Source organism: uncultured Maribacter sp., assembly GCF_963977385.1.
In the GTDB taxonomy this organism is placed as follows: Bacteria; Bacteroidota; Bacteroidia; order Flavobacteriales; family Flavobacteriaceae; genus Maribacter.
On record NZ_CAXBOU010000013.1, the window covers coordinates 86,642 to 100,006 of the forward strand.

Genomic DNA, 13,365 nt, shown 5'->3' on the forward strand with positions numbered 1-13,365 from the left:
TATTATTTATAAAAAATATTTATTTAAGGCTACTCTAAAACAAGTACTGGCACTTTAGAGTTTAAGATTAACATTTGTGTAAGCTCGTTCTCTGTAGACTTACTATGATCGGCATGATTTCTAGGTAAAATGGTCACAAGATCTATATCATTTTTAATTGCATAAGTATTTATACCATCTATAACATCTTCATTTTTAATAAATGCACGCTCTTTATAAAATGTCTCAAGGTAATATTCAATGGCATTCTCATTTTTCTCTTCCTCTTTACTATAACCATATAGGCCTGGCTGATTCTCAACAGTTAACATATGTACTTTTGCATTGCACTTGCGAGCTATTATTAAAAGTGTTTCCAACTTTTTGGTATCATCAATCTCTTCCCTACCAATAACTAAAGCAATTTTGGCTAGATTATACTCTTTATAATTAGGAGGAATCACTAACACTGGACATTTACTTTTTGAAACAAGATTTGCAGTATTTGTATGTTGGTTACTTCCTTTTTCATCTGCCCCTGACGTACCCATTATAATAAGATTTACCTTTTCTTTTTTTCTAATTTCAAGTAAGGTCTTTATAAGTGTTCCATCTTGAATTTCCCACTCTAGTTTATGCTGTAAAAGACCATGATATTCTTTCTCTAACTTTTCGAAATTTTCCGGTAACAGTTGAAGATTACAGTTTCCTGAAACATAAGCTAATACAATTTTTATATGATCTAGCCTACCTACGAAAGCTATAGCATATTCTAATGCTCTTTTTGATGCATCCGTAAAATCGAACGGCACCAATATTGTTGAAATTTTATCCATAGCGTGTGTCTTTATAAATAGCTTTTAGCAGCCATATAATTAAAATTTATTTTTTGATTCTTATAGATTAAATGACCTAATTATAGTTCGTTGTTTTTTAAATTTCCACCAAACAATAAAGCTAGTCGACCAATTAATTTAATTTTCAAGTGTAGGCTTAACAATCTTCCACTTATTAGTTTTGTCTTTTACTTTTAACAAATCCTCCGAAATCATCATAGCATGTAATTCTGGTAATTTGTATAGTCTTTTTGACATTACAATATTTTGTCTCACCTGTATTGGCCATAGCATTTCACCACTTTTATTCACTACTACCTCAGTAAATGAGTAATCATATATGTTTAATTGAAAAGAATTTTTTCCTCGTAGCTCTTTGCTTTCATAAATACCCACAGCAAGACCATCACTAAACTGGCTTACGTTTAAAAATTCAGTTGCTACAACCACATTACCCTTTTTGTCCATAAATCCATAACGGGCAATACCATCTTCTTTAACTATTTTCACAGCACATAGTCCATCCTTAAACTTAGGATAACCAATACCCTCCACTCCAAAGTTGGAGGTATTTGGAGTTTGGTTCCAAACCACATCTCCTCTAAATTCAATAACTAGCTGACCATTTTCATCAATAAAACCCCATTGGTTTCCTTTTTTAACTGCAGCTAAACCTTCACTAAAAGGTTCTATTTGATCAAGTTCTCCTACTATAGGTTTATTGATATCTTCTACTGACTGTGAAATACCTATAAAAGGGATTGACAGTAATAATGTAATTATTAATAAATTTTTCATCTCTAAGTATTTTTTACGTTCACCCAAAGTTATGTGCACCTTACTGAAATTGAAATGACTTACGTCAGTTCCTGTTATTAAATAATAATAAAATTTCAAAATAAAATGCATTTACAGTAACCCTACTATTGATTTTGAATACTTCCCTAACCAAAGCCTATAATAGTATTTATAAATTTCCTGAGGCTAATGATTTAAATCATATTTAACCTTGACGATTTAAAATAGCTTTTAATTCATTTTATTCTCACAGGTAAATATTATTTCAAAAACAGTTTAAATATTAAAACATTCAGTCATGATAAAAGACCATTCAAAACATTATAACGACCTCACTCATTTAATAAAAGAATTGGGCAACAAAATACCTGAAACAATTAGCGGTTTCAATAGCTTACACAAGGCAAGTACTGCAGATGGTGTACTTTCTTCAAAAACCAAAGAGCTTATTGCTCTAGGCATTGCCATTACAGTTCGTTGCGACGGTTGTATTGCCTTTCACGTACATGATGCAATAGAATCGGGTGCTAGTTCAGAAGAAATTATAGAAACTATAGGTGTTGCTGTAATGATGGGGGGAGGTCCTGCGCTGATGTACGGTTGTGAAGCGTTAGAGGCATTAAATCAATTTATAGTATTACAGTAATATGAAACAGAAACCAAAAAAAGGCACAAGTAAACCAGAAGAACAAAAGAAAAAATCACCTTTAGGTGGGTTAGGTAATAACTGGATTTATTTGATTTTTTTTGGTTTCATAATTGCGTATACATTTTTTCCTAGTCCCGCTGCTGAGTCAAAAGAAATCGGCTGGTCTTTTCTTCAAGATTCCCTTTTAGCGAAACGTGAAATTTCAAAAATAACTGTTGTTAATAGAGAGTTTGCAGAAATCTATATTAAAAAAGATACAGCTGGGATTACGACATCAAAAGAAACAAGCAATAGTTTGTTCAGTACCGTTGAAATTCCAAAATATCGAATGACCATTGGTTCGGTCGAAAATTTTGAAAATAAACTACAACAAGCACAAAGTACCCTTTCATCTATAGATAAAATTGATATTCAATATCAAAATCGCACCAATTGGAGTGAAACCATATCGTAGATTTTACCTATCGTCGTACTTATTATTTTCTGGCTATTCATGTTTAAGCGAATGGGAAAAAACGGCGGCATGGGCAGCTCAATGTTTAACATTGGAAAATCTACTGCTAAATTAGCAGAAAAAGGCACCAAAAGTTCCGTAACCTTTAATGATGTAGCAGGGTTAAAAGAGGCGAAAATCGAGGTTATGGAGGTCGTTGATTTTCTTAAAAATCCCGAGACATACACTAAATTAGGAGCTAAAATTCCTAAGGGAGTTATGCTCGTAGGTCCTCCTGGCACAGGAAAAACATTAATAGCCAAAGCAGTAGCTGGTGAAGCACAAGTACCTTTCTTTACCATGTCGGGCTCTGAATTTGTTGAAATGTTCGTTGGAGTTGGCGCATCTAGGGTGCGTGATCTATTTAAAAGAGCAAAAGAAAAAACACCAAGTATTATTTTCATTGATGAAATTGATGCAATAGGTCGTTCACGCGGCAAAGGTGGCGCATTTCAGACCAATGATGAGCGTGAAAGTACGTTGAACCAATTACTTACAGAATTAGATGGATTTGGACCCAATACAGGTGTTTTGGTACTTGCAGCAACCAACCGACCCGATGTACTTGATAAAGCGTTATTGAGACCTGGTAGGTTTGACCGACATATTTATCTTGAACTCCCAACAAGAGAGGAACGCGAAGAAATATTCAAAGTTCACCTTCGCCCGCTAAAACTTGCAAAAGATGTAGACCCAGTAGCTTTAGCAAAATTAAGCCCTGGATTTTCAGGAGCCGACATTGCCAATATTTGTAATGAAGCTGCACTAATTGCCGCTCGCAAAAAAGAGAAAGAGGTTTATTCTCATGATTTTATGGAAGCAAGAGACCGTATCGTGGGGGGAATGGAACGGAAAAGTAAAATTATCTCACCAAAAGAAAAAGAAATCGTTGCTCACCATGAAGCAGGACATGCCGTAGTAAGCTGGTATTTAAAAAATGTAGATTCTTTAGTAAAAGTCTCCATTATTCCACGAGGAAAATCTTTGGGTGCTGCATGGTATTTACCTGAAGAAAGACAAATTGTAACCAAAACACAATTCATAGATCAAATGTGCGCATCATTGGGCGGCCGTGCAGCTGAAGAAATTATCTTTAACGAAATATCTTCCGGAGCTTTAGATGATCTTGAAAAAGTAACAAAGCAAGCCTATGCCATGGTAGCTTACTACGGACTTGACGAAAAAATAGGTCCGATGAGCTTTTATGACTCCTCAGGACAAAATGATCGTATACTTGGCAAACCATATAGTGAATCTATGGGCCAGCTAATAGATGAAAAAGCCCAAGCTTTAATACTCATGGCCTATACGAAAGCTAAAACTGTATTGGTTGAGCACCGAGACGAACTTGAAAATTTAGCTCAACATCTACTAAAGCACGAAGTGGCTGAAAAAGAAGATTTAGAAGCTATTTTGGGGAAAAGAATTGAATCTACCTCTGAAAAGATTGATGAACAATTATCGATTATACACAAAAGCAAGGCATAACTTCAAACTACCTATATTTTTTAAATGTAGTATATTATACTTTCAAAGCATGACTTTCGTCATATCAAATATGCAATCAAAATCACATCTTTGAGTATATCATTAATTACAAATGAAATTCTAAGTAACTAATTTTATAAACAGATTATGAAAAAAACAGTGATTAACAATTCAGACCTACATTTTGAACATAAACAATGGGACTCTGAACTCGCATTTTGGAATGATGAATTAAAATCTTTTAAAAATAGATTAAGCGAACTGGTAACTCGTTGGACAGATAAAGATGTACTCGCGCAACTTGAACATTACCAAAATGAATTTATCCTTCATGGCAATGTTATAGCAGACTTACAAGAGACGATTGAAAAACATGAAATGAATATTTCTCATCATAGTGATGAGGGTCATGAGTCAATGGATATTTCTATGGTCAATACTCATACAGATCTTCGTGAAAAAATGGAAACCCAGCGACAAATTTATGCTGACCTAAAGAAAGAATTCTTCCAGTTTCTATCGAAATACATGTAACTAACCCATTAAATATGGCCGCATTTAAAATACCGAAACAAAAAGAATTTAAAAGGTATGCCACCTTATTCAACGTCCTCGCCAAATATGGTTTTGAGGACGTTTTGGTAAACTCCGGTATTACAAAAGCGATTCCAAAAAGTTATTTAGAAGGCCATCCAAATACCGAAAAAAACCTTTCCTTTTCAACCTACGAGCGTGTTCGTATGGTGCTTGAAGAACTAGGACCTAGCTACATAAAATTAGGCCAAATCTTCAGCAATCGAGAAGATATGCTTCCACCTGAGCTCATTAAAGAACTGGAAAAATTACAAGACCATGCTCCTAATTTAAAAAACTTTAATGTTCAGAAAACCATTGAAGAAGAATTGAATATCACCTTGACTGATTATTTCTCATCAGTCAATCTAGAGCCCCTTGCAGCAGCATCTTTAGCTCAAGTTCACAGAGCTAAATTGTTAAGCGGAGAAGAAGTGGTTCTTAAAATTCAGCGCCCAGGTATAGAAGAAGTAATTGAGAGCGATTTGTTAATTATGAAACAAGTTGCTGGGGCTCTAGAAAAATACAGTTCTCAAGCACAAGCTTTTCAACCAATACGAATTGTAGCCTCTTTTGAACAAAGTATTCGCGAAGAACTACAGTTTTTGCGGGAGATGGATAATACCGAAAGATTTGCTAAAAACTTTGAAGGCAATGAGATGATTCATGTCCCATTAGTTTATCGCCAGTTATCTACCAATCGCATAATTTGTATGGAATTTATAGACGGCATCAAAGTATCTGAAATAGATAAACTTAAAGCTTCAAATATTGACCCAGCTGCGGTTGCCAAAGTGGGGGTTGATTTGTATCTCGAACAAATTCTTGATCATGGTTTTTTTCATGCCGATCCACATCCAGGAAACATTTTTGTGCTTCCTGATACGGAACAAATCTGCTTTTTAGATTTTGGTATGATGGGCACCGTAATGCCAAACGATAAAGAAGCCCTTGGTGATCTTCTGCTCTATTTCTTGAGGCAAAACGTCAAGAAAATTATTATGCTGCTTGAAAAAATTGCTGTAAAAACAGATATACCTGATTATAAAAAACTAGAGCAGGATCTATACGAATTGGTTACAGAAGTCAGTAATGTTACGCTTCAGAATATTAAAATAAGTACTATTCTTAATCAATTTAAAACTGTGCTGTATGAGAATAGAATTATCTTACCACATTATCTATATATGTTAATAAGGGGTATTATTATCATAGAAGGTGTAGGTAGAAAGTTAGACCCAGCATTCAACATTACAGATAATTTAAAACCTTATACTTCTAAAATTATCCGTAGAAGATTTAGTTTAAAACGACTGTTCAAGAAGAATCTAAGTCGCTTTCAAGATATTAATGACCTTGTAGATACACTACCCGATGATATTAATACTATCCTAAAAAAAATAAAAGATGGCAAACTGGTTGTTATACATGAGCACAAAGGATTAAAAGAATTTCAAACGGCAACTAGTAAATCTGTAAACCGTTTAGTCTTTGCTGTAATTATAGCCGCTCTTTCCATTGGGTCGTCTATCTTAGTTATGGCTCAAATGCCTCCTTTAATCAATGGCATTCCGTTATTAGGAGCCATTGGGTTTCTACTATCGGCTATATTGGGTTTTTATATCGTAATATCCATATTCAGAAACGATCAATTTTAATTTGCACAAATCGCTAATGTAAAAACTAGATGATAAAGTTTGAAGGTATAAATGAATTTATGGACAGCTATATTTTAGGTGTGCTCGTAAGTATGGGAATTGGTTTGATTATTGGCTTGGAAAGAGAATATGACAAGTTAAAAGATCAAGGTTTTGCCGGCATTCGTACTTTTCCTATTGTTGCCATACTTGGTTTTACTTTAGAAAATCTGACCGATAAATTTTCGGTTTGGTTGCTAATAGTGAGTTTAGCTGCTTTTATTCTTTTTTTGGCATTTAATCATATTTATCAGAAACAAGAAGAATATAGTAAAGGCCTAACCACAAACTTAGCCTTAATTGCCACCTTTGTTCTAGGCGTAATGGTATCCGCAGAATATTATAGAGATGCAGTTGCTACAGCAGTAATTATTGTGACTTTGCTCTCATTAAAAACGAGGTTTCGCACGGTAATTAGCAATATCACATCAGAAGAACTTTTTGCCTTTATTAAGTTCTCGATTATATCACTTTTGATATTGCCTTTCTTACCCAATAAGGTCTATGGTCCAAATGAGCTATTGAATCCGTTCGAGATTGGATCAATAGTCGTAATCGTATCCTTTTTGAATTTTATAGGTTATTTTTTGGTCAAATATGTAGGTTCAAAAAAGGGAATAATGTTAACAGCAATTCTTGGTGGTCTTATATCAAGTACAGCTGTTACATGGAGTTATGCCTCGCGAAGCGAAGAATCTCCTGAGCTCTCCAAAAAATATGCCGCAGGCATAATTATTGCTTCAGCCATTATGTTTCCTAGACTTGCGCTTTTAGTGTATATCTTCAATAGTGCCCTTTTAGCCTATTTGGCACTACCCTTTTGTCTTTTGACTATAATATGTATCGTAGTATCCTTAGTCCTGATTCAAAGAGATACTAAAAAACCAGACACCAACATTAAGTTAGGAAACCCACTTAACATATTGAATGCTATTAGTTTCGGTGCTGTTTATGTCGTAATTCTATTTGCCGTTTTCTATAGTAATAAATTTTTTGGTGAAAGTGGATTGTATTATTCTGCCTTAATTTCAGGATTAGCAGATACGGATGCTATTACTATAAGTATGGCAAAATTTTCATTGGATTCAGAAAAACTAGAAGTAGCTTCGTTGGTGATTATTGCTGCCATTTTAAGTAATATGCTCGTTAAGTTAGGCGTCAGCGTATTTAAAGGCTCAAAAACTACAGGAAAACTAGTAGGCTATAGTTTTGGATCCATCATTCTTGTAGGCGTTATCTACATTCTTACCAACAACGTTTAATAATTACCACCAAAAAACCGTACTCTAAATAATTATTTCTAATGGCTCTTATTCTTAATTGAATACTCCTTTAGTTTTCCCAAATCACCCCATCAATTACATCTAAAGTTGAATGTTTTTTCATGCTCCTGACCTAGGTCAGGTTCTACTCTCACGCCATACCATAACTTTGAGTATTAGTTTTGTTAGTAGGGTTTTGCACAAGTGAAATTGAAACTTTTAAAATCTTATTAAAAGTAAAAATTCGACCAAAACAGATTAAATCTTAGACAGAATAGAAGGCTTTGATGAAGAGGTAATTATGTTGACAACATCTACAAGCTAGCTAAGAAATACTATATATAATAATCTAAAATAATTCATTATGAATATTAAAAATAAAGACAGTAAATCATACTTGAACAGAAAAGCATACTTCATCGGCGGCGGCATAGGATCACTAGCCGGTGCAGCATTTCTAATTCGTGATGGTGGCCTGCTAGGCAGCAATATTACAATTTTTGAAAGCTTGCCAATTCTAGGTGGTAGTTTAGATGCCGGCGGAAATGCCGAGCAAGGCTATACGTTACGTGGTTCTCGTATGTTTACATTAAACATTTATGAATGTACTTGGAGTTTATTTAAATCTATTCCATCGCTTACCGACCCTAACACATCTGTAACTGAAGAGACCATTGCATTTAACGAAAAAGTAAAATCAAATTCAAAAGCACGACTAATAGATAAAAATCGAGCAATTGTAGATTCGTCTAAACTTGGTTTTTCTATGGCGAACCGTACAGAGCTTCTTAAACTAAGTGAAGCAAGTGAAGAAAAACTAGGAAATAGTTCAATTTACGATTGGTTTTCACCTTCATTTTTCGAAACTAATTTCTGGTTTATGTGGCGCACAAGTTTTGCGTTTTCCCCTTGGCATAGTGCAGTAGAATTTAAACGCTATCTACATCGTTTTATGCAAGAGTTTCCTAATGTAGAAACAATGACAGGTGTTAAACGTACAGTTTATAACCAGTACGATTCTATGATTCTTCCATTAGAAGTTTGGCTAAAATCTCACGGTGTTAATTTTATGAAAGGTAGCACTGTAACAGATTTAGACACCGCATATACTCTGGATAAAAACACAGGAACTGAAAAGGTAGAAGTAAAAAACCTTACCTATAAAAATTCAGGAAATATCGAAACAATTGAAATCAAAGATGGTGATCTAGTATTCTATCAAAATGGTTCAATGACAGATGCTTCTAGTTATGGCTCCATGACAAGTGCTCCAAAATTCTTGACTAAAGAAGATAGTCAAGGTTGGACATTATGGGAAAAACTAGCTAAAAAATATCCAGCATTTGGTAAACCTGAAGTGTTTAATTCTAACATAGCAGAATCTTTCTGGGAATCTTTTACCGTAACATTAAAAGACACCACTTTCTTTGATCAAATGGAGAAATTATCTGGTAACAAAGCAGGAACAGGTAGTCAAGTAACACTTAAAGATTCTAATTGGTTTATGAGCTTTTCGCTAAATAAACAGCCACATTATAAAGACCAACCATCTAATGTTCAAGTATTTTTTACTTACGGGTTGCATCCAGATCGTGTTGGAAATTTTGTTGGTAAACCAATGACAGAATGTTCAGGAGAAGAAATTCTTAGAGAACTATGTGGTCACTTAAAGTTTGATTATGATGTTGTGTTTGCAAATGCAGTCTGTATTCCTTGTAGAATGCCATACATCACAAGTATGTTTATGCCACGTTTAAAAACCGATAGACCGCTACCAGTTCCTAAAAATTCAAAAAACTTGGCATTTATCAGTCAGTTTGTTGAAATCCCAGATGATTGTGTTTTTACCGTTGAATATTCCGTTCGCGCTGCGCAAATGGCAGTGTATGAATTGCTAGACATCGATCTTGAAATTCCACCAATCACAAAATTCGATAAAACTCTAAAAGTGGAAATAGAAACGGTGATGAAAGCATTTCATTAATTATACACAAGACTATCCTTGAGGTATTTATGTAAAAAAATAAATCAGCAAATAGTAAACTCTACTCTGAAACATCGATTTCAGAATAAAATAATAAGAACAATGAAAACCAAAATTATATATCTGACCTTATTTATACTTATTGCAGGTGGGTTAGTAACAGGTTGTGGCGAAAAATCTAAAAAAAATATAAAATCTGCAAAGGAAAACATGAGCCAAGCAGGCCAGGATATTGAAGAAGCTGCAAACGATGCAACGAAGGAAAATAAGGCCCTTGTTGAAACGAATTGGAAAAAGTTTGAAAATGAATCGGAAGTCGTTATCACAAACACTGAAACACAAATCAAAAATATTCGGGAAAAGATTGCTAAATCAGCCAAAAACGAGCATAAAAAATTGAACGCTGAATTAGATAAATTAGAGCAAAAGAACAAAAATATAAAAGAAAGGTTAGCGGAACGAAGTAGAAGGTACAAAGAAAACCTAATTGAGTTCAACGCAAATACTGAAGAGGTAGAAAAGTCTTTCGAGCGCGAGTTTAAACACGATACGGAAGAATTAAGTACAGCTCTTAAAGATATTTTTAAAAACAATATAAAATAAATATTATAAAACAGAAGTCATGAAAACAACAATTTTAGGTTCGGCCCAAAGGGTCATAAAAAACTGGTGGATATCAATTTTAATAGGGATTCTATACATATTCGTTGGAATCTGGGTAATGCGTACGCCATTAGAAAGCTATATATCCTTAAGTATTATTTTTAGCATATTCATTCTTATTTCTGGGATATCACAAATTGCTTTTTCCATTTCCAATAAAGATGAAATGAAAGATTGGGGCTGGTATCTGGCTGGAGGTATTTTAGATTTAATCATAGGCATATTACTCTTGACCCATCCTTTGATGACCATGGCTATTTTACCGCTCTATATAGGCTTTTGGTTATTGTTTCAAAGCATTTTATCCATAGGCCTTTCCTTTCAGCTAAAATCTGCTGGTACACTTGGTTGGGGCATGTTATTGTTTTGGAGCATTATTACCCTTTTATTTTCCTTTCTATTATTGGCAAATCCGCTTTTTGCAGGGTTAAGTATTGTTTACGTGACCGCTTTTGCATTAATAACTACGGGGTGCTTCCGAATATTTTTAGGAATTAACCTAAAGAAAATTGACAAAACCCTTTAATAAATCTTTAAGGAAACTACTTAAGAAATCAATTAAAGAGTTTCAAGATGAACCAAAGATTCATCTTGACCTTAAATAATACTACAATACAGTTACTGGACAGCAAATTAAACTACTTATGAGCAGTTTAATTTTTTTAAGAAAAATAAAAAACATGAAAAAAATAACAGCAAAATTCGATAAAGTATTAAACACATCTCCATTCCCAGGAAAGGTAGAACACGCACCAGATGCAAGCAAGGAAGTAGTATGCAATTCTAAAGATCAACCAATGCCTTTTGCTGATCTTACAGGAAATTACCAACGTAATAAAGGTATTCCTTCTAAATCTTTTAAAGACAGTAAAGTTTATATTGTAGGAAGTGGTATCGCTGGTCTATCTGCTGCATATTACTTTATACGAGATGGTCACATCCCAGGTGAAAACATTGTTTTTCTTGAAAAACGATCTGTAGAAGGTGGCTCTCTTGATGGTTCTGGAAATGCTAAAGATGGCTATCTTGTTAGAGGCGGTAGAGAAATGGAAATGACCTACGAGAACCTATGGGATATATATCAGGATATTCCTGCTTTAGAAATGCCTGCTCCTTATAGTGTTTTAGATGAATTTCGTTTACTGAATGATAACGACCCTAATTATTCAAAAGCTAGATTGATCCACAATAATGGAGAAATACAAGATTTTAGCAAATTTGGATTGGACAAATTAGATCAATTAGCTATTGTAAAGCTTTTACTAAAAAAGAAGGATGAGTTAGATGATATAACCGTTGAAAGTTATTTCAGTAACTCATTTTTGAATAGCAACTTTTGGACTTTCTTCCGTACCATGTTCGCTTTTGAAAACTGGCACAGTTTACTAGAGTGCAAATCATATATGCACCGCTTTTTACATCTTATTGATGGCTTTAAAGATTTATCATGCTTGGTATTTCCAAAATACAATCAGTACGATACTTTCGTAAAACCTTTAACAGCACATCTAAAATCTAAAGGCGTTACAATTCAGTTTGATACCTTGGTTAAAGATTTAGATATTAAGATCAATACAGAAGGTAAAGTTGTTAAAGGCGTAATTACCCAACAAAAGGATAAAGAAGTAACGATTCCGGTAACCGAAAACGATTTTGTAATTGTGACTACTGCCTCCATGACAGAAGACACCCAATATGGCGATAATACCAATGCAGCCATTAAAGCCATTGATAATAAGAAAAGTGGTGAGAGTTCAGGATGGCAACTATGGAAAAACTTAGCAGCAAAATCTACTGAATTCGGTAAACCTGAAAAATTCTGTAGCTCTATTGAAAAATCTTCTTGGGAATCTGCTACATTAACTTGTCGCCCTTCGGCTTTAACTGAAAAAATTAAGGAATACTGTGTAAACGACCCTTATTCTGGAAAAGCAGCTACTGGAGGAATAGTTTCCATCACCGATTCTAACTGGCTAATGAGTTTCACCATTAATCGTCAACCACACTTCCCTGATCAACCAGAAGATGTTTTGGTTATTTGGGTATATGCTTTATATATGGATAAAGACGGTAATTATAATAAAAAAACAATGCCGCAAAGTACAGGAAATGAAATTTTATCTGAATTATGTTTTCATATTGGATTAGAAAATCAAATAGATTCTATTATTGCAAACACAATTGTTAAAACAAGCTTCATGCCTTACATAACCTCTCAGTTTATGCCTCGAGCGGCAGGAGACAGACCTGACATAGTACCGAATGGCTCCAAAAACTTAGGACTTGTTGGACAGTTTGTAGAGACCCATAACGATGTTGTATTTACCGTAGAAACTTCGGTAAGAACTGCTAGAATAGCTGTTTATAAATTACTGAACCTTAACAAGCAGGTGCCAGATATTGCTGCTGGTCAATACGATATTCGTCAGCTATTAAAAGCTACGAAGGCCTTAAACGATTACAAACCATTCCCAGGAGAAAGTGTTTTAAAGCGAATACTAAAGAACACCTATTTTGAACATATTTTACCTGTAGGCGAAGAGGATGAAGAACATCACGACTCTTTTTTTAATGAGCCGTTAGAGAAGCTTAAGGAGTGGGCAAAAGGCTTTAAGCACTAATTCCCAAAAAGTTTTGGTTGTCGAATACGAATTGGAGACCTCATCCAATAGTGTTTAGCCTTTTTAAGGCAATGCTATCGTCTTCAAAAATAATCATGTAATCGAAGTAACTTATTACTGCTGTGAAAGCGTTTTTGGGCTAATACAATAGCGCTATATTAATCATTATATATAAGGTTAAAATAGTTAATTTTTAATACATTATGAATTGAAGCGAAAACTCCATCTTTTTTAAAAACGGAACTAGATTTGATGGTGATGCCTCAAATTTATTAGAATTAATTCAGGGGAGTGTAACATAACATTTTCAACAAAAAAATGA

At 34.2% G+C, this 13,365-nt stretch carries 12 protein-coding genes; 10 read left to right on the plus strand and 2 right to left on the minus strand.

Annotated features, from left to right (window positions below; genetic code table 11):
* Positions 1-29 precede the first annotated feature (29 nt).
* Both AAC084_RS14050 and AAC084_RS14055 read right to left on the minus strand, forming a co-directional pair.
* The gene (locus AAC084_RS14050) at positions 30-815 is read right to left on the minus strand and encodes a universal stress protein (RefSeq protein WP_339840846.1); all 786 of its coding nucleotides are present in this window, start codon (positions 813-815) and stop codon (positions 30-32) included.
* A gap of 138 nt (positions 816-953) precedes the next feature.
* Positions 954-1,613: a WG repeat-containing protein gene (locus tag AAC084_RS14055; RefSeq protein WP_339840847.1), complete on the minus strand. Its 660-nt coding sequence runs from the start codon at positions 1,611-1,613 to the stop codon at positions 954-956.
* A 298-nt stretch (positions 1,614-1,911) separates the two neighbouring features.
* Between AAC084_RS14055 and AAC084_RS14060 the strand changes: the two genes are divergently transcribed.
* The 10 genes from AAC084_RS14060 (at position 1,912) to AAC084_RS14105 (ending at position 13,043) form a co-directional block, all read left to right on the plus strand.
* Positions 1,912-2,259 (plus strand): carboxymuconolactone decarboxylase family protein, encoded by a 348-nt coding sequence (locus AAC084_RS14060; RefSeq protein ID WP_339840848.1) that lies wholly within the window; start codon positions 1,912-1,914, stop codon positions 2,257-2,259.
* A 1-nt stretch (position 2,260) separates the two neighbouring features.
* Positions 2,261-2,716 carry an ATP-dependent metallopeptidase FtsH/Yme1/Tma family protein gene (locus AAC084_RS14065; RefSeq protein WP_339840849.1) on the plus strand — a complete coding sequence of 152 codons (456 nt, stop codon included), beginning with the start codon at positions 2,261-2,263 and terminating at the stop codon, positions 2,714-2,716.
* Between the two features lie 9 nt (positions 2,717-2,725).
* A complete protein-coding gene (gene ftsH / locus AAC084_RS14070; protein ID WP_339840903.1) occupies positions 2,726-4,243 on the plus strand; it encodes an ATP-dependent zinc metalloprotease FtsH in 1,518 nt (505 codons plus the stop codon).
* 147 nt (positions 4,244-4,390) lie between these two features.
* Entirely contained in the window at positions 4,391-4,777 is a 387-nt protein-coding gene (locus tag AAC084_RS14075) for a hypothetical protein (protein WP_339840851.1), read from the plus strand.
* A gap of 14 nt (positions 4,778-4,791) precedes the next feature.
* On the plus strand, positions 4,792-6,474 hold the full coding sequence (locus AAC084_RS14080; protein WP_339840852.1) for an AarF/ABC1/UbiB kinase family protein: 1,683 nt from the start codon (positions 4,792-4,794) through the stop codon (positions 6,472-6,474).
* Between the two features lie 29 nt (positions 6,475-6,503).
* On the plus strand, positions 6,504-7,775 hold the full coding sequence (locus AAC084_RS14085; RefSeq protein ID WP_339840853.1) for an MgtC/SapB family protein: 1,272 nt from the start codon (positions 6,504-6,506) through the stop codon (positions 7,773-7,775).
* A 364-nt stretch (positions 7,776-8,139) separates the two neighbouring features.
* Entirely contained in the window at positions 8,140-9,759 is a 1,620-nt protein-coding gene (locus AAC084_RS14090) for an oleate hydratase (RefSeq protein WP_339840854.1), read from the plus strand.
* Positions 9,760-9,861: 102 nt separating this feature from the next.
* Positions 9,862-10,362, plus strand: a complete 501-nt coding sequence (locus AAC084_RS14095) for a hypothetical protein (protein ID WP_339840855.1) — start codon at positions 9,862-9,864, stop codon at positions 10,360-10,362.
* Positions 10,363-10,381: 19 nt separating this feature from the next.
* Positions 10,382-10,948, plus strand: coding sequence for a DUF308 domain-containing protein (locus tag AAC084_RS14100; protein WP_339840856.1), 567 nt, complete (start codon positions 10,382-10,384; stop codon positions 10,946-10,948).
* A 154-nt stretch (positions 10,949-11,102) separates the two neighbouring features.
* Complete coding sequence (locus AAC084_RS14105) at positions 11,103-13,043, plus strand: oleate hydratase (protein WP_339840858.1); 1,941 nt, start codon at positions 11,103-11,105, stop codon at positions 13,041-13,043.
* Positions 13,044-13,365: the final 322 nt, after the last annotated feature.